Below are 18,105 nucleotides of genomic sequence, written 5' to 3'. Positions count from 1 at the left end.
CACTCGTCAATGAGTTAAGTTAATGCATGAATAATAGCGAAAGACTTCACCGCGTGCGGTGCAAAAAATGCTATCAAAATGTAATGAAAATATGTCAAATGCGTTTCTTTTAAGCGAACGTAGAAGTATCCCCATTATTGAAAAAATCAGTCGTTGAGGTGACAGCATGAAGGGAAGGACGTGCCTGTTGGCGTTGAGCTGCATGGTAATTTTAGCCGGATGTTCAAGCGAACCCGATAAGCCGCATCGCTATGTATCCCATCAAAAGATGGAGGCGGTCGCGGAGCCTATGGATGCGGTCGCACTGGCCAACTGCAGCAGCATGGGCGGAATGCCGACAACCTTGCATAATCTTGACGGCAGCGCGGTAAGCAAATGTCAGCTGTCGAACGGCAAGCGGTTCTGATAGCGAGATGAAAAGGCCGGAAGATATTTCCGGCTTTTTAAGTTGTTAACCTTCGTCGCTATCTGACCCAGTCCATCAGGCGATAGGTGAGGGAGTGGGTCGACGTGCTGAGCGTCAGCGTTCCGTTCTCAAAGCGAACCATCGCGCCTTCGTTAAGCATGTTGGAGACGGTTTGATCGAGCTGGTTTAAGTGCTCATCTAGACAGGCCATGCGCGTAGAGGCCAGCTGCGGCGCCGTCAAAACGCCGTTTTTAAGCTCGCCTTTGCCCATAAAGCTGTTGCACATGGCGCCGCTGATGTGCATGTTTTCCCCAAACTCGATGTCAAGAGGGCGCTGCTGCCTGCTGGTGTCTTTCATTGCGACGCCGTCGGCATGGGTCAGTACGAATCTGTGGTGCATTAAGTCCCGTTCGGTAGTGGGCGGCTTGTGTCCAGAGCTACAGCCGGTTAGAACGGCAAGGGCAAAAAGCAGAGGATATAGTGTTCTCACTCTTTTCTCTCCAAAAGGCGACAATCCTGCGGCCGGGCATCGTGGTTGATAACGGTGCCCGGCCGTTGTTTTACAATAGATTAGGACACGGTTCGCCGTTTTCCAACTGCTGAATGTTTTGCAGCGTCGTTTCAGAGATGCTCAGCAGCGCCTCTTCGGTCAAGAAGGCCTGATGCCCGGTAAACAGGACGTTATGACAGGAGGAAAGGCGGCGAAAAACGTCATCTTGAATGACGTCGTTTGACTTATCTTCGAAAAACAGGTCCCGTTCGTTTTCATAAACGTCCATGCCCAGGGAGCCAATTTTTTGCCTTTTGAGCGCTTCGATGGCGGCGGGGGAATCAATCAGCCCGCCCCGGCTGGTGTTGATAATCATGACGCCGTCCTTCATCTGTTCAAAGGCGGCGGCGTTCAGCAGATGGTGGTTTTCCGGCGTTAGCGGGCAGTGCAGGCTAATAACGTCAGACTGTTCATACAGCGTTTTCAGATCAACATACTCTGCGCCCAGCTCCAACGCCTGCGCCGACGGATAAGGATCGAAAGCCAAGAGGCGCATGCCGAACCCTTTCAGAATGCGCATCAGCGCAACGCCGATTTTTCCGGTACCGATAATGCCGGCGGTTCGGTTATGCATGTTAAAGCCAATCAGCCCCTCCAAAGAGAAGTTGGCGTCGCGCGTTCTCTGATAGGCGCGATGAATGCGGCGATTGAGGCTCATCATCATGCCGACGGCGTGTTCAGCAACGGCTTCCGGCGAATAGGCCGGGACGCGAACGACCTTAAGCCCAAGCTCGCGGGCGGCGTCAAGATCGACGTTATTAAAGCCGGCGCAGCGTAAGGCCAGCATCTTGACGCCGACTTTCGTCAGCTCTTCCAATACCGCACGGCTGCCGTCATCGTTAACGAAAATACAGACCGCATCGCAGCCTTGGGCGTTTTTTGCCGTTTGTTCACTAAGCTTAAAGTCAAAGAATTCGAGGCTCACGCCAAAACGGCGATTGGCGATTTCAAGGTATTTTCTGTCGTACTGTTTTGTACTGTAAATTGCCAGTTTCATTTAATATCTCCACCAAAGATTTAAAATAAATTTACCAGAGATAATGCGTTGGAACAATTTAACGATATTCCGTATAGGCCAATATTTCGGGTTTAGACAATGTTACCAATATGCTAACCTTGTCGATCATATTTATCGAGTTTAAAGCCCCCATTCGAGCGGTCAGAGCGTGGTCATACAGTGGTCATAAAAAAGCGTATCAAAGCGGCATTTTTTATCGCACTCGCGGTAGCGCTGGCTCTTTGTCTCGTCTGGCAGACCATTGCCGTTTGGCTCCCTTATGTCGCGTCTTACTGGCTTCCCTCCGGCTCTCAGCTTGTGTTTACCCAACGCCCTGAACTGATTAAACGCGGCGTTTCTTTCAAAGGTATACAGGTTTTAGCGCAAGACTGCTTTTTGGCGGACGTTGGTGCGTTCACGTTAACCTATGAAAATAGCCGGTGGAATATAAGCGGAAAATCGCTGGATATCGATACTCACTGCTTGGAAAAGCTTGCCGAGCAGGAGGAAGCGGAGGATGGATCTTCCGAAACGTCGCTGGCGGATATTCAAAAGGCGCTGCCTGCACTCAATGTATCGCTGGATCGCTTTAGCGTCACGCCTTGGGAATCCTACAGCGGTAAAGTTGCGTTGGCCAGCGGCCAACAGGGGCAGCGTTTGGCTATTTCCGGCGAGCTGCTTTCAGGCGTCGCCACGCTGGACAGCGCGCAAACGCTGACGCTGGAGTCTTTTACGCTACGCTTTCCCGACAGCCCTGAAGTTATCGCGCTTAACGGCGCGGTTAAAGTGCCGCTGAACATGAACTCAATCCCTGAATATGGCGACGTTAACGCTGAGGTGGTTTCTACGGCCGTCGATAAGCCGCTGGACGTCAAACTCGCCTGGCGGCAGCAGGACGGGCATTTGAGCGTAACGCCGAAAGGGGAAGACCTTCTGCTGCTGGACATCCCGTGGACGCTGTCGGGAAAAACGTTAACGGTGCAGCAGGGGCAGTGGCAGTGGCCTTACTCCGGGCAGGCGTTTTCCGGCGGCGTCAGCATGACGGTAAAAGACTGGAATAAGGACTACAGCGAAGCAAATCTGGAAGCGCGCATTAACGTCGTTACAAAGGGCAGCGCCGGCAAGGGTAACGTCGTACTAAACCTTGCTCCCGGCTTGGCAAGCCTCAAAAATAGCGATCTGCGCTTTCAACTGACGGGTAAGGTTAATGAAGACGACATTTCGTTCTACGCCACTATCCCTGGCGCGCTCACCGGCACGCTGCTTAATCCGACCGTTACTCTGACTTCCGGCGCGCTGCTGCGTGCGACCGGGCCGGTAACGCCGGATATCTATTTGCATGAAGCCCGCCTCCCGCTGGCGGGGATCCGCCTGACGGATAAAGGCGTTACCGGTCGGCTGCAGACAATTATTAACGCCAGCCATCGCTATTGGGGAAAATACAGGCTGCACCTGGACGGCCGGGCGCATGAGTTTTTATTTGACCAAGGCCGCTGGGAGTATAACTTCTGGGGTAACGGCAGCATGCCTCCGCTTCAGGCTCAGTGGGACATGTCGGGAAAGGGCGCATGGGAGGGAAACCAAATCAGCCTTCAGTCGCTGTCGACCGGCTTTAATCATTTGGCCTATGGCCGCGTTACGGTAGACAAGCCGCGCCTGACGCTGTCGGAGCCGCTGGTTTGGGATCGCGCGCAGAATACCTATGAGGCCGGCTGGCTGCTGCAAACGCAGAAGGTGTCGTTTACCAACGGCGGCTATTTACCCACCTCAACGCTCAACGTGCGCTTTTTCGGCCATAACCCGGCGGACTTTCAGTGGAAGGGTGATTTAAGCGCAGGGCGGGTTGGCCCCATCAACCTGAACGGACGCTGGGACGGTGAGCTGATTCGCGGTGAAGCGTGGTGGCCGCAGCAGTCGCTGGGCGTATTCCAAACGCTGCTGTCTCCCGAGTTGGGATTTAAGATCCGCAGCGGTACGCTTTACGCGCAGGCTGCCTTTTCAATTTCAGAGAAAAACGGCATCGAGGCCGGCGGTCACTGGGTGGTGAAGAACGGCGGCATGTGGCTGAAGGACGGAGAGCTCAGCGGTCTGGACTTCGTGATGTCCTATCGTTTGAAAGATCACGTTTGGCAACTGGGGCCGAAGGGGCCGGTTCAGCTGCGGGTTAAGCGGCTCAATAACCTGTTTGATATGCAGAATATCAGCGCGGATCTGCAAGGCTTTTTCCCCCATTCGGCCAGCCGCCCGCTGCGCTTAACTAACGTAGGCGTCGATATGCTCAGTGGGCATATCGGCATGCAGGCGCTGAATTTCCCGCAGAAGGCGCCCGCCGTACTGACGTTAAAAGGTATCGATTTGAGCGAACTGTTTACCATTCTTAAGCCAAAGCAGTTCACGATGTCCGGTAAAGTGGACGGAGAGCTGCCGCTTTATCTAAATCACCCTGAATGGGTGGTGCGTAACGGATGGATTGAAAATAGCGGCTCTTTAACGCTTCGTCTGGACAGAGACTTAGTGGCGGCTATCAATGAAGACAATATGGCGACCGGCGACATTATGGACTGGCTGCGCTACATGGAAATCAGCCGTTCCCGTGCGGACGTTAACCTGAACAATCTGGGCATGTTGACCATGGAGGCGCAGATTAAAGGCTTTAACCCGACCAAAAACGCCGAACGGCTGGTCATACTTAACTATCATCATGAAGAAGACATTTTTCAGCTGTGGCGCAGCCTGCGTTTTGGTGACAACCTGCAGGACACGCTAGAACAGTTTTTCTCATTGCCCAAGGAGCAGAAACCTCGTGAATAAATTCGAAGGGATAGTAGCGACGGCGTTCGCCGCGATTTTCCTTGGCGGATGCGTACCGCGTATTGAAGTCGCCCCGTCAAAGGAGCCGATCGTGATTAATATGAACGTGAAAATTGAACACGAAATTCATATCAAGGTAGATAAAGACGTTGAAAAAATGCTGAAAACGCAGTCAGACATATTTTAGGAGGATGCGATGAAGGCTATCTACGCTGGAATTACCGCGTTCTTTTTACTTTTTAGCTCCGCTTCATGGGCCTTGACGCTACAGGATGCCAAACGGCAGGGACTAGTGGGGGAAACCCTGAGCGGCTATCTGGCGCCGGTAAACGAAAGCGCACAGGCAAAAGAGTTTGCCGATAAAATCAATCAGGCGCGCCTTGAGCAGTATAAGAAGGTCGCGGAACAAAACGGCCTTCGCACCGAAGACGTAGCCAAAATGGCGGGGAAAAAGCTCATCGACCGCGCGCCGAGCGGAGAGTACGTTAAGGGTATTAACGGGCTATGGCTAAAAAAATAGTTAATGCGACGAGCAGGAACGAAAGCGGGGCATATCGCCCCGCTTTTCACATCAGGCAGTGATATATTGCGCAATGAAGGACTTGGCGTCGTCCTGCGCTTTTTTCGCAACGTCAGGGCCGTAGGCCACGCCTTCCTGATAGATGAACTCGACGTCGGTAATGCCGATAAAGCCCAGAAATACCTTCAGGTAAGGGGACATCAGATCGGTCGGCGAGTCTTTATGAATGCCGCCGCGGCTGGTCAACACATAGGCCTTTTTGCCTTTGACCAAGCCTTCCGGGCCTTTTTCCGTATAGCGGAACGTCACGCCGGCGCGGGCAATCAGGTCAAAATAGTTTTTTAACTGAGTAGGGATATTGAAGTTGTACATCGGCGCGCCGATGACGATAATAGCGTTACCTTTTAGCTCTTCAATCAGCGCATCGGACAGCGACAGCGCTTCACGTTGACGAGGCGACAGTTCTTGGCCGCTTGGGCGCATGGCGCCAACCAGCTCGCCGTCTAATACCGGAATTGGGTTTGCGGCCAAATCGCGAACGGTAATGACGTCAGAGGGGTTTTCCCTTCTCCACTGCTCGACAAAGTAGTCGGCCAGAATGTTAGACTGAGAATAATCCGCCAGAATGCTTGATTTTAGAACTAATACGTTACTCATGATAAATCCTTGTTTATGTCGTTCATCTTGGTATGCATCGCATTCTATTCACTCGGCGCCAAGGTTGATAGCATAATTATTAGAAGGTGTTATTCAGTTTTTTTGAAGGATAAAGAAAGCCGCGTCGGCACTGACTTTGTCAGCTTTATGGTAAGATGCGCTGCGTAAAAAGTTTATCCTCTTATTCAATACAGGACAGCAACTCGTGAAATCCCCCTTTGCCGCCTTATCCGACCGGCTTTCAATGCTGATGCTCGGCGATAAGAGGCGTTTACAGCGCCGCCTGGACGGCGTGCGCCGCATTCGGCAGCCAGAGAAACAGGCGTCAGCGCTTTCTGAAATCGAACGAGACATCGAACGAAGCCTGCTGCGGGTCGCCAATCGCGAAGCCGCACGCCCGGCTATCAGCTATCCTCCGTCGCTGCCGGTCAGCGAAAAGCGTGAGGCGCTGCTGGCCGCCATTCGCGATCATCAGGTCGTTATTGTCGCCGGTGAGACGGGGTCTGGAAAAACGACGCAAATTCCGAAGCTGTGTCTGGAGCTTGGGCGGGGCGTCAAAGGCGTTATTGGCCATACTCAGCCGAGAAGGCTGGCGGCGCGGACGGTAGCCAGCCGCATTGCCGACGAGCTGAACGTTCCCCTGGGCGACGCCGTTGGCTATAAGGTTCGCTTTAACGACAAAATCGGCGATAACACGCTGGTCAAGCTGATGACCGACGGCATCCTGCTGGCTGAAATTCAGCAGGATCGCCTGTTGACGCAGTACGATACGATTATTATCGACGAAGCGCACGAGCGAAGCCTGAACATTGACTTTATCCTAGGCTATTTGCGACAGCTGCTGCCAAAGCGCCCGGACCTCAAGGTTATCATTACGTCGGCGACCATCGATCCGCAGCGTTTCTCCCGCCATTTTAATCAGGCGCCGATAGTCGAGGTTTCTGGCAGAACCTATCCCGTTGAAGTACGGTATCGCCCGATTGCTGAGGAGAGTGACGACGGCGATCGCGATCAGCAACAGGCGATTTTGGACGCGGTCGACGAGCTAATGCGCGAAGCGCCGGGAGATATCCTGGTGTTTATGAGCGGCGAACGGGAGATCCGCGACACCGCGGACGCGCTGAACAAGCAAAACCTGCCCCATACGGAGATCCTGCCGCTGTACGCCCGTTTGTCTAACGCCGAGCAAAATCGCGTATTTCAGTCCCACGTTGGGCGACGCATCGTGCTGGCGACGAACGTCGCCGAAACCTCTTTAACCGTTCCGGGCATTAAGTACGTTATCGATCCCGGTACGGCGCGCATCAGTCGCTATAGCGCCAGGACAAAGGTTCAACGGCTGCCGATTGAGCCTATTTCACAGGCGTCCGCCAACCAGAGGAAGGGGCGCTGCGGGCGCGTTTCCGACGGTATCTGCATTCGCCTTTATTCCGAGCAGGACTTCCTTTCCCGCGCCGAGTTCACCGATCCGGAAATTTTGCGTACCAATCTGGCGTCAGTCATTTTGCAAATGACGGCGATTGGGCTTGGCGACATCGCGGCGTTCCCGTTCGTTGAAGCGCCGGACAAGCGCAATATTCAGGACGGCGTCCGCCTGCTGGAAGAGCTGGGCGCCATTGAGTCTTTTGACGAAGGTAAAAGTCGGCTTACCGCCGTTGGTCGCCAACTGGCACAGCTGCCCATCGACCCTCGCCTGGCGCGCATGGTGATAGAAGGGCAAAAGAACGGCTGCGTGCGCGAGGTGATGATTATTACCTCCGCGTTGTCCATTCAGGATCCCCGCGAACGGCCGCTGGAAAAACAGCAGGCGTCGGATGAAAAGCACCGCCGCTTTAGCGATAAGGACTCAGACTTTATCGCCTTTGTGAACCTGTGGAACTATCTTGCCGAACAGCAAAAGGCGCTTTCGTCGTCTCAGTTCCGTAAGCTGTGTAAAAGCGATTACTTAAACTATCTGCGCGTGCGGGAGTGGCAGGATGTCTACACCCAGCTGCGGCAGGTCGTGAAAGAGCTGGGGTTCCCGGTTAACAGCGTGCCGGCCGAATACCGCGAGATACATATGGCGCTGCTGTCCGGCCTGCTGTCGCACATTGGCCAAAAGGACGTCGAAAAGCAGGAGTTTACCGGCGCTCGCAATGCCCGCTTCGCTATTTTTCCCGGCTCCGGGCTGTTTAAGAAGCCGCCCAAGTGGACGATGGTCGCTGAACTGGTGGAAACCAGCCGACTGTGGGGAAGAACGGCAGCCCGCATTGAGCCGGAGTGGGTTGAGTCGTTGGCGCAGCACCTTATTAAGCGTTCCTATAGCGATCCCCATTGGGAAAAAGCGCAGGGCGCCGTGATGGCCAGTGAAAAGGTTACGCTGTACGGTCTGCCGATTGTCGCTGAGCGCAAGGTCAACTACGGCAGCATCGATCCGGTCGTAAGCCGGGAACTGTTTATTCGACACGCGCTGGTTGAGGGCGACTGGCAGAGCAAGCATGCGTTCTTTAAGGCTAACCGTAAGCTGATTTCCGAAGTTGAAGATTTGGAAAATAAGTCTCGCCGCAGAGACATTCTGGTCGACGATGAGACGCTGTTTAATTTTTATGAACAGCGCATTGGTCAGGAGGTCGTCTCCAGCCGCCACTTTGACAGCTGGTGGCATAAAGCCTCTCGCGAGCAGCCGGACCTGCTGAACTTTGAAAAATCGATGCTGATTAAAGAGGGCGCCGGCAAGGTAAGCGCCCTTGATTACCCCAATACCTGGCAGCAGGGAAACCTGCGCCTGCGCGTCACCTACCAGTTTGAGCCTGGCGCCAACGCCGACGGCGTAACGGTGCATATTCCTCTGCCGGTGCTTAATCAGGTTCAGGAAGAGGGCTTTGACTGGCAAATTCCCGGCCTGCGTAGCGCTCTGGTTATTGCGCTAATCAAGTCGTTGCCTAAGCCCGTCAGGCGCAACTTTGTGCCTGCGCCCAACTATGCGGAAGCCTTTCTTGCCCGCACAACGCCGCTGCAGAACGGCTTGCTTGATTCGCTGGAGCGCGAGCTTCGCTTGATGACAGGTGTGACGGTGTCACGTAATGAGTGGCAATGGGATCAGGTGCCCGATCATCTTAAAGTCACCTATAGAGTCGTAGACGACAAAAACAAGCCGTTGGCGGAAGGGAAAGATTTGGCGGCCCTGAAGCAAAAGCTGAAGCAAAAAGTGCAGGAAACCCTCTCCGACGTAGCCGATGACGGCATCGAACAAAGCGGCCTGCACCTGTGGTCCTTTGGTTCGTTGCCAGAACGCTACGAACAGAAACGGGGAGGTTACTCCGTGAAGGCCTATCCGGCGTTGACGGATGACAAGGACAGCGTGGGCATTCGCCTGTTTGAAACGGAGCAGGAGCAGCAGGCCTCCATGTGGCAGGGCACTCGGCGGCTTTTGTTGCTGAATATTCCTTCGCCGGTGAAATATCTGCACGAAAAGCTGCCGAACAAGGCCAAGCTGGGCCTCTATTTCAACCCGTTTGGCAAAGTGCTCGACCTGATTGACGACTGCATCGACTGCGGCGTCGATAAACTTATTGCGATGAACGGTGGCCCGGCGTGGGGCGAAGAGGGCTTTGAAGCGCTAAAAGAGCGTGTACGTGCCGATTTGAACGACTGCGTGGTGGATATCGCCAAGCAGGTTGAACAAATTTTAACGACAACGCACGCGATCAATAAGCGGCTGAAGGGGCGCGTTGACGTTTCGCTGGCGTTGGCGCTTTCGGACATCAAGGCGCAGATGGGCGGCCTGATTTATCGGGGATTCGTTAGCCACAGCGGCTGGCGGCGGCTGGCGGACATTCTTCGCTATCTGCAGGCCATTGAGCGGCGCATGGAAAAACTGCCCGTCGATCCCCATCGCGACCGCGCCCAGATGCTGCGGGTGGAAAGCGTACAGCAGCAGTATCAGGCGCTGTTGAACAAGCTGCCGCCACATAAGGCCGCTCCGCCGGAAATTGCCGAGATCCGTTGGATGATTGAGGAACTTAGGGTCAGCTACTTTGCCCAGCAGCTGGGAACCCCGTATCCCGTATCAGACAAGAGAATTCTTCAGGCGATAGAGTAGGTGACGCTGTAACAAATTCAGCATAATAGAGAGTAAAAACCCGCCTTTATAGATAGAAGGCGGCATTACTCTAACGCCTTTACCAACAGGCGGCTAGCCAGCATAAAGGATATGGCTTTTAGAGTTTTTAACAGGAGTTTTGCGGTATGGTTTTACGGATGAGATACGTTATTTTAGTTTTTTTTATTATATTGGCGGCAATTTCAATCTTTGATTACTTAAGGTCTCCGGCCGCTCGGTATCGAGATGAAACTGTAGCACCATTACAGGCAGAGCAAATGAATAATTACGGCTATGTCGTGTTCTCTCTGAATAATGAAGAGTACCTCAAGCCGGATACTTACATGAAACCCGCGAGAATTAGCGTCTTTTACGACGCCCGCGGCGATAGGCTATGGAATAAAAGAATCTATCTCACCTATGAAAATGCATACTTTTCAAATGGGGAAGTGAAAGTTTTCATTCCCAAATATGAAGGATTATAGGTTGGACAGCATTCAACTATCCGCTGATGCCAATGAAAACTGGACTTGCTGTAGGGGGCATGGATATTATCTGAAATCAGAACTGAATTTTTATTATTTTCAAAGAAGCGACTCCTCTGGAGCAGGAAATTTTACCAGATACCATAATGGCGATGCCGTTTATTCCAAGGATGGCGCTGGAAAAATATTTGTTACTCCCTATCTTAGCGATGATTCGATTGAATTCATGACAAACGACGAACCTCGCTATGGCGCCGGTCATAGTTAACCGCGGTGGTGATGTCAGTAAAGAAGGGCGCTTCTGCGCGATGAGGCCATTGCCTGTAGGGCTGATTTTGTCCAATTCATTTAGTGTTCCATCCTGAGATGTGTTTACGCATAAAGGATATTAATGAATTAACTAGTAACACTCCACGGTTCCTATTAATTAACTATAAAATAGTTAATGTCGCTTTTCCAGTAAAATAAAATTAGCCAATGTAGTATTGGAATGAATTGAAAAGATCAACGACTTTTAGTTGTTTGTTCATATTTTGCCATTTCAGTAAATATACTAGACAATAGAATATGCAAGCATATATTTTATTAGCTTCTATTTAAGTGTGTGACTATTTTTCAAGTTAAAGATATCATTTATATTTCTTATTACCTATTCCCTTTTCTCAGTATAGAATTAGAAAGATATGTGAGGTAATAATATGAATAATAAAATTAATCATCTAACAGAGATTGCTGAAAATTTTATTTTAATGAGGCATATGGCGGCAATCTCGGAAGCAGCAAAGAGAGGCAATTTCTGCGTTAGCTTTCGTGAGGCCGGTCCCTGCACTATCAATGCATTACATTACGGGGCGAAAGCAAAAGGCCATGACATTCTGGAAAAAACCATAAAACCTAGTTCTCTGAGATCAAAATATAAAGATCCGAAAGAATATGAAGCTATGCTAAAGCTGGTTGAGAAGCTTGAAATTATTGGTTATGTAGGCCACTGGGATGACACAGGACTAATTGGTATCTATGTTGGTGATGTAAGTAAAACACCCATTGCTCATGCTGTATCCAATGGGATCCTGGATTTAACAAACCCAGAAAATATCGACTTACTACGTTCCCAGCAAGATTGGAAATCACTTCCTTATACCGGAGATTATGATGCTCACGATATGATTACTTTCCGGGGGGCTGGTCGTCCAAGAACTGTCATGGTTAATTCAAAAGAAGAAAAAGACATCATAGATAGTATTAACCGTCAGGTAGCAAAAGTCGACTCAGCACGTCCTTTTTATAGTATTGAGCATAATGTAGTTCGACACGGTGCTCAGGTTAACTTCTCTTCTTATATGCTTTCACATGAAAAAGATGTTGTTGACAGAGAAGGTGGATTCATCGGTGCGGTAGCCAGACCTGGTGAATTTCCCCTTGCAGTTTGCGATCGTGGTAATTGGTTTATTATTAGAGATATTTACCAGCTGGAAGCATTTTATGGCTCTATTGGCGCACAGATAAAAGAGACTTGGTCAACTAAAGGGACAAGAACTTATTGTGATACAAAGAATGGGCGAGTGCGTTATGGCAGAACTGTACCTCAGCCTACCTATATGACCAGATAAAACGGTTTTGTTGCAATAAGCTGAGCTTGGATAAAGGCGTCGCCTGGTGGAGTTTGCCCATTTGATTTTGACACAAAATCCTGTCCCATTTAGAAGTAGAATTTCTGCGTGATGGCCATCCTCAAAACGGAGGTTATGTTGATAAAAAATTACAATTCATCGAAAAATAGACTGTCTTAATATTGAATGGTTGAGTTTGCTCCCTCAGGCAGAGTGGATAAATAGCATCCTCAAATAGGTATTTCTTTGGCATAAGTACCGAAATATGAGTGAACTAAAAAGACTTGTCAAAGAGTCGATAAAATATACAACGAACTGATGCCGCATCTGAGTTTAGATATGAAAACTCCGGATGCGATACATAAAAAAGCCGGGGTAAATTATCCCCAGCCTTTTGCTAAAAACTGCCAACATGTTTTAGGACGGGACAAAGCAATATTACTTATAAATATCCGCCGATACGGTAACCACGCCGCCCTGTTTTTCCCACTGGCGGGTAATGTGGTAGTACTTGCCGCCCTTGGCCGCAGTCCGCTTGGCGATCTGCTCGGACATATCCACCGAGTTGCTGAAGTTATCGGTAATGGTGACGGAGTCGAACGGCGTCATCTTGGCAGCAGTGGCGTTATTCAGCTCCTGGATTTTGGTTCCGTCGCGCAGCGTGATGGTATAGCGAGAGCCTTCGGTGCTGGTTTGGGTTTCAAAGAAGCGGCCAACGTCAGTGCTAAACGACGTTGAAGAAGCGACGTTTGGAATCTCTACGTCTTTAGCCGCTTCACCGCCGGCGGCCAGCGCTGCGCGCCCTGCGTCAGAATCGGCGGGGATTGGGTTGTCCTGAGTCTGGATTTTACGCATCGGCGCGTCTTTCTTATAAATGAAGGCCGTTACGTACTGGTTGGCGCCGCGGTTGGCGTCAACCTGCCGCACGATGTAGAAAGAGTAGGCGCCTTTTTCCTTCGCTTCTTTAGTGATGGCGTCATTGATATCGTCCTGCAGCGGGAAATAGCCGCGAATGGAGACGGTATCAAACGGCTCAAGCTTAACGGCCTCTTCTTTAGGGAGTTCACGAACGCCGTTGAAGACGCGGTATTCCGTCTCTTTGGTTGACACAGCCGCGTCGGCTTTATAAAGGTCTACGATAATGCGCCAGTTTCCGCCTTCAGAGTTTTGGTCACTGATGTCGCGCACGTAAAATGAGGCCGCGCCGACTTTGTCAGCCCGCTTTGAAGCCGCCTGATTGGCTTCAAAAATGCTGCTGTAGTGACCTGTAAAGGTGATTCTGTCGAAAGGAACTAACCGATCGGCATTCTCGGGTGTTAACTCTTGTGCTGCAAATGCAGAAAAAGCCATCCCGGAAAGCAGAGCTGTAGTCATTAGCGTTGTTTTCAGCTTCATAAAGGATCCTTTACGCCTTACTTTTTATTAACGTCGTGAAATTGCTACCGCCAAGGGTAAGCGATTATGTCACGGATTGACAGGGAATACGCTAGCATTTTTTCATTATTTCAGCACGCTGAATGCGCGTCTGCGGTTTTTGTGCCGACGCATAAAAAGCGCTTGGCGCCGGTTAAGCTTAAAAAATCAACAATAGATCTAATTTTTATAACAAGTTGATAAAAAAACATGAGAATAACGTCGGAGACTATGGATCGCCGAGTATATTTTCAGTAGGTTATAGGCTGCTGAATTGACCGGGGGCAATTGATAAGACATTACGATTATTCAGCTTCTCGTGTACTCGGCTTAAACACGTCAGGAAAATTCAGATTATACCCTTACGCTCTGGGCTGCCGTTCGCTGGCAAAGCGGGGAAAAGGGCATAACAAACGCTTATCATCCACGATTGATGAAAAGGGAAAAATATGCAAATTGGTGTACCAAGAGAGCGGTTGGCCAATGAAGCCCGAGTAGCTGCAACGCCGAAAACGGTAGAGCAGCTGATTAAGCTCGGGTTTTCTGTGGCGATAGAACAAGGCGCGGGCAAGTTCGCAAGCTTTGATGACTCAGCGTATGAGGCCGCCGCCGCAACGATTGTATCAAAGGACGACGTCTGGAAATCCGACATTATCCTTAAAGTCAACGCGCCGGACGACGGCGAGGTGGAGCTGCTTCGGGAAGGCACCACGCTCGTCAGCTTCATTTGGCCTGCGCAGAATCCTGAACTGATGCAGAAGCTGGCGGATAAAAACGTCACCGTATTGGCGATGGACTCTGTCCCCCGTATCTCTCGCGCCCAGTCAATGGATGCGCTGAGCTCGATGGCCAACATAGCGGGCTATCGCGCAATCGTGGAAGCGGCCCATGAGTTCGGTCGTTTCTTTACCGGCCAGATCACCGCTGCCGGTAAGGTTCCCCCTGCGAAAGTCATGGTTATCGGCGCAGGCGTTGCCGGGCTGGCGGCCATCGGCGCCGCGGGCAGCCTGGGCGCTATCGTTCGCGCTTTTGATACGCGTCCTGAGGTTAAGGAGCAGGTGCAAAGCATGGGCGCCGAGTTCCTTGAGTTGGATTTCGAGGAAGAAGCGGGCAGCGGCGACGGCTATGCCAAAGTGATGTCTGAAGCCTTTATCAAGGCGGAAATGGCGCTGTTCGCCGCGCAGGCGAAAGAGGTGGACATTATTGTCACTACCGCGCTCATTCCAGGTAAGCCGGCTCCGAAGCTGATTACTGAAGAGATGATCGCCTCCATGAAGGCCGGCAGCGTTATCGTTGACCTGGCGGCGCAAAACGGCGGTAACTGCGCGCTGACGCAGGCTGATAGAGTGGTTGAAACCGAGAACGGCGTAAAAATCATCGGCTATACCGACTTGCCTAGCCGCCTGCCGACCCAGTCCTCCCAGCTTTACGGCACCAACCTGGTGAACCTGATGAAGCTCCTGTGCAAGGAGAAGAACGGCGAACTGGATATTAACTTCGAAGACGACGTTATTCGCGGTGTCACCGTCGTTAAGACCGGCGAAATTACCTGGCCGGCTCCGCCGATTAAAGTATCGGCTCAGCCTCAAAAGCCAAAGGCGCAAGAGCAGGCCGCAGCGCAGGTCGTTGAGAAAAAGAGCTCTCCAGTGAAGAAGCTGGCTCTGCTGGCGCTGGCGATTATTCTGTTTGGCTGGCTGGCCAGCGTGTCTCCGGCAGCGTTTCTGTCCCACTTCACCGTCTTCGCGCTTTCCTGCGTAGTCGGCTACTACGTGGTTTGGAACGTAAGCCACGCGCTGCATACGCCGCTGATGTCGGTGACTAACGCCATTTCCGGCATTATCGTCGTCGGCGCGCTGTTGCAAATCGGCCACGGGGGATGGGTTACGCTCTTCTCCTTTATCGCGGTTCTCATCGCCAGCATTAACATCTTTGGCGGCTTTACCGTTACCCAGCGCATGCTGAAAATGTTCCGGAAGAACTAAGAGGAGTAGCAAATATGTCTGGAGGATTAGTTACAGCCGCATATATTGTTGCTGCCATTCTCTTTATTTTCAGCCTTGCCGGGCTGTCCAAGCATGAGACGTCGAAGCAGGGGAATACGTTCGGCGTCATCGGTATGGCTATCGCGCTTGTCGCTACCATCTTTGGCCCTTATTCCAGCAACGTTGGCTGGATCCTGGCTGCGATGGTTATCGGCGGCGCAATCGGTATCTATCTGGCCAGAAAGGTCGAGATGACGGAAATGCCTGAACTGGTTGCCATCCTGCACAGCTTTGTAGGTTTGGCTGCCGTTCTGGTCGGCTTTAACAGCTATATCGTCGGCCCACATCTGGAAGGCGTTAGCCCGCAGGAGCTGCAGGTTGTTCTCAACATTCACCACGTAGAGGTTTTCCTCGGCATCTTTATCGGTGCGGTGACCTTTACCGGGTCAGTGGTGGCGTTTGGCAAACTGCGCGGCACGATCTCCTCCAAGCCGCTGATGCTGCCTCATCGCCACAAGCTGAACCTTGCGGCTCTGGTGGTTTCATTCCTGCTGATGCTGATGTTCGTTAACAGCGAAAGCGTCGGCATTCAGGTCTTCGCCATGCTGATCATGACCGTCATTGCCCTGGCCTTTGGCTGGCACCTGGTGGCCTCTATCGGCGGCGCGGATATGCCGGTGGTTGTATCCATGTTGAACTCCTACTCCGGTTGGGCGGCGGCGGCGGCGGGCTTTATGCTGAGCAACGACCTGCTGATCGTGACCGGTGCGCTAGTGGGTTCTTCCGGTGCGATCCTGTCTTACATCATGTGTAAGGCAATGAACCGCTCCTTTATCAGCGTTATCGCCGGCGGTTTCGGTACCGATGGCTCGTCTACCGGCGACGATGAAGAGATGGGAGAATACCGCGAAACGACGGCGGAAGAGGTTGCCGAACTGCTCAAGAACTCAAGTTCTGTCATCATCACGCCGGGATACGGCATGGCGGTGGCGCAGGCGCAGTATCCGGTAGCGGAAATTACCGCCAAGCTTCGTGAGAAGGGAATTAAGGTTCGTTTCGGCATCCACCCGGTTGCCGGGCGCCTGCCTGGCCACATGAACGTACTGCTGGCTGAAGCTAAAGTGCCTTACGATGTAGTGCTGGAGATGGACGAAATCAACGAGGACTTCCCGGATACCGATACCGTTCTGGTTATCGGCGCGAACGATACCGTTAACCCGGCAGCGATGGAAGATCCGCGCAGCCCAATCGCCGGCATGCCGGTCTTGGAAGTGTGGAAGGCGCAGAACGTTATCGTATTCAAGCGCTCAATGAATACCGGCTATGCCGGTGTGCAAAACCCGCTGTTCTTTAAAGAAAATACCCAAATGCTGTTTGGGGATGCGAAAGCCAGCGTAGACAACATCCTGCGCGCGCTCTAAGCGTTCGTCTGAATTGTCAAAACCAAAGGGCCGCAAATTGCGGCCCTTGTTTTATCTGGCGCTAACGATGAACGCGTCAGTCTTCGTCGTCGTGCTCGTCGTGTTCAGCGGTGTCATCCGGCTTAATGGCCAGCAGATCGCAGCGCAGATGGCCTATCACTCGCTCAGCCGTATTGCCGATAAAAGCGGCGGAGAGCCCGGTACGGCCCACGGTGCCCAGCACAACGATACCGGCTTTGATATCCTCGGCAACGGCCGGGATGACGTCTTCCGGCAGGCCGCGCTCAACGTGAGTCAACTCCTCAGGGATGCCAAACTGCTGGCGAAGCGCCTTCATCGCCACAAGGTATTGGCCGCGAATGGCGTTGTTATACACCGTCGGGTCGAACTCGGGCAGCTCAATGGCGATATTGATAGACGTAGTGGGATAGGCGCTGACCAAGTGCACTTCGGTACTGTCGGCGAAGGTTGCCAGTTCCAGCGATTCCTTGATGAGCTTATGGTTAAGCTCGTCGTGAAAATCCTCTTCGCTGGCCAGGTTGACCGAAACCAGCGCTTTGCCCTGTTCAGGCCACGGCTGGTCTTTTACCATCCATACCGGGCAGGAGCACTTACGCAGCAGGTGCCAGTCGATGGGAGTAAAGATAACGGATTCCAGGCGGTCCTGCTGGTGAGCGGCCTTCAGCAGCAGGTCGTGACCGAATTCGGCGACTTCTTCAATCACCGCTTCATGATAGCGCTTGTGCCAAACGACCTTAATCTCTATGTCTACGCCGGACTCAATGTAATAGTGGCTCAGCTGGCGTATCCAGGCAACCCGCTGGTCTATTGCGCTTTGGCGCATGGCCATTCGCTCATCCTGCGACAGTAGGCTTGTCACTTCGTAGGAAAAATCGAAGATAGGCAGGAACGCTTTGATTTTTCCCCCGTTGCGGCGAACCAGATAAACCGCACGCCGTAGGGCAGCCTGATCCTCTTCGTCCGGATCGATTGCCACGATAAGATTTTGGTAGTGTGCCATAGCGTCCTCCCAGCCATTAGTAAACGTGACTAACTAAATTAGTAAATAAAGAGTAAACCATACAACAAAAACATAACAGCGCGATAATCGGACTCGGATCAATCTTTTGCCATCTAGCAGATTGATATGAGTCCGTATCGCGCTGGATTGA

14 protein-coding genes and 1 pseudogene are annotated in these 18,105 nt (G+C 52.0%); 10 read left to right on the top strand and 5 right to left on the bottom strand.

Features of this window, described 5'->3' with window-relative positions; genetic code table 11:
- Positions 1 to 166: 166 nt before the first annotated feature.
- On the top strand, positions 167 to 406 hold the full coding sequence (locus V8L73_RS10005; protein ID WP_347254763.1) for a hypothetical protein: 240 nt from the start codon (positions 167 to 169) through the stop codon (positions 404 to 406).
- A 58-nt stretch (positions 407 to 464) separates the two neighbouring features.
- Here V8L73_RS10005 and V8L73_RS10000 read toward each other — a convergent pair whose 3' ends face one another.
- Positions 465 to 896: an META domain-containing protein gene (locus V8L73_RS10000; protein WP_347254762.1), complete on the bottom strand. Its 432-nt coding sequence runs from the start codon at positions 894 to 896 to the stop codon at positions 465 to 467.
- Positions 897 to 966: 70 nt separating this feature from the next.
- Complete coding sequence (locus V8L73_RS09995; RefSeq protein ID WP_027273115.1) at positions 967 to 1,953, bottom strand: 2-hydroxyacid dehydrogenase; 987 nt, start codon at positions 1,951 to 1,953, stop codon at positions 967 to 969.
- 186 nt (positions 1,954 to 2,139) lie between these two features.
- Here V8L73_RS09995 and V8L73_RS09990 point away from each other — a divergent pair, with 186 nt between their 5' ends.
- Genes V8L73_RS09990 through V8L73_RS09980 form a run of 3 tightly spaced genes read left to right on the top strand, consistent with a single transcriptional unit; the run spans position 2,140 to position 5,284 of the window.
- Positions 2,140 to 4,764: a YdbH family protein gene (locus V8L73_RS09990; RefSeq protein WP_347254812.1), complete on the top strand. Its 2,625-nt coding sequence runs from the start codon at positions 2,140 to 2,142 to the stop codon at positions 4,762 to 4,764.
- 10 nt (positions 4,765 to 4,774) lie between these two features.
- Positions 4,775 to 4,951, top strand: a complete 177-nt coding sequence (locus V8L73_RS09985; RefSeq protein ID WP_027273117.1) for a YnbE family lipoprotein — start codon at positions 4,775 to 4,777, stop codon at positions 4,949 to 4,951.
- 9 nt (positions 4,952 to 4,960) lie between these two features.
- On the top strand, positions 4,961 to 5,284 hold the full coding sequence (locus tag V8L73_RS09980; RefSeq protein WP_027273118.1) for a YdbL family protein: 324 nt from the start codon (positions 4,961 to 4,963) through the stop codon (positions 5,282 to 5,284).
- 51 nt (positions 5,285 to 5,335) lie between these two features.
- On the opposite strand, the gene V8L73_RS09975 is transcribed toward V8L73_RS09980, so the two are convergent.
- On the bottom strand, positions 5,336 to 5,941 hold the full coding sequence (locus V8L73_RS09975; RefSeq protein WP_347254761.1) for an FMN-dependent NADH-azoreductase: 606 nt from the start codon (positions 5,939 to 5,941) through the stop codon (positions 5,336 to 5,338).
- Between the two features lie 205 nt (positions 5,942 to 6,146).
- On the opposite strand from V8L73_RS09975, the gene hrpA reads away from it, so the two are divergent.
- The 4 genes and pseudogenes from hrpA to V8L73_RS09955 all read left to right on the top strand — a co-directional run.
- Positions 6,147 to 10,022, top strand: coding sequence for an ATP-dependent RNA helicase HrpA (gene hrpA / locus V8L73_RS09970; protein WP_347254760.1), 3,876 nt, complete (start codon positions 6,147 to 6,149; stop codon positions 10,020 to 10,022).
- 486 nt (positions 10,023 to 10,508) lie between these two features.
- Complete coding sequence (locus V8L73_RS09965) at positions 10,509 to 10,775, top strand: hypothetical protein (protein ID WP_347254759.1); 267 nt, start codon at positions 10,509 to 10,511, stop codon at positions 10,773 to 10,775.
- 430 nt (positions 10,776 to 11,205) lie between these two features.
- Complete coding sequence (locus tag V8L73_RS09960; protein WP_347254758.1) at positions 11,206 to 12,117, top strand: hypothetical protein; 912 nt, start codon at positions 11,206 to 11,208, stop codon at positions 12,115 to 12,117.
- A 208-nt stretch (positions 12,118 to 12,325) separates the two neighbouring features.
- Positions 12,326 to 12,486 (top strand): annotated as a pseudogene (locus V8L73_RS09955) (IS3 family transposase); the annotation flags it as partial.
- A gap of 69 nt (positions 12,487 to 12,555) precedes the next feature.
- On the opposite strand, the gene ydgH reads toward V8L73_RS09955, so the two are convergent.
- On the bottom strand, positions 12,556 to 13,512 hold the full coding sequence (gene ydgH, locus V8L73_RS09950; protein ID WP_027273121.1) for a DUF1471 family protein YdgH: 957 nt from the start codon (positions 13,510 to 13,512) through the stop codon (positions 12,556 to 12,558).
- 467 nt (positions 13,513 to 13,979) lie between these two features.
- On the opposite strand from ydgH, the gene pntA reads away from it, so the two are divergent.
- Complete coding sequence (pntA, locus tag V8L73_RS09945) at positions 13,980 to 15,512, top strand: Re/Si-specific NAD(P)(+) transhydrogenase subunit alpha (RefSeq protein WP_347254757.1); 1,533 nt, start codon at positions 13,980 to 13,982, stop codon at positions 15,510 to 15,512.
- Between the two features lie 14 nt (positions 15,513 to 15,526).
- Positions 15,527 to 16,933 carry a Re/Si-specific NAD(P)(+) transhydrogenase subunit beta gene (gene pntB / locus V8L73_RS09940; RefSeq protein ID WP_027273123.1) on the top strand — a complete coding sequence of 469 codons (1,407 nt, stop codon included), beginning with the start codon at positions 15,527 to 15,529 and terminating at the stop codon, positions 16,931 to 16,933.
- A gap of 76 nt (positions 16,934 to 17,009) precedes the next feature.
- Here the strand turns inward: pntB and uspE are convergent, their stop codons facing one another.
- Positions 17,010 to 17,954 (bottom strand): universal stress protein UspE, encoded by a 945-nt coding sequence (uspE, locus tag V8L73_RS09935; protein ID WP_027273124.1) that lies wholly within the window; start codon positions 17,952 to 17,954, stop codon positions 17,010 to 17,012.
- Between the last annotated feature and the right edge of the window lie 151 nt (positions 17,955 to 18,105).

Source organism: Leminorella grimontii, assembly GCF_039789245.1.
Classification (GTDB): domain Bacteria; phylum Pseudomonadota; class Gammaproteobacteria; order Enterobacterales; family Enterobacteriaceae; genus Leminorella; species Leminorella grimontii.
Note: the sequence above shows the minus strand (reverse complement) of the source record. Positions and strands in the feature narration are given on the sequence as shown.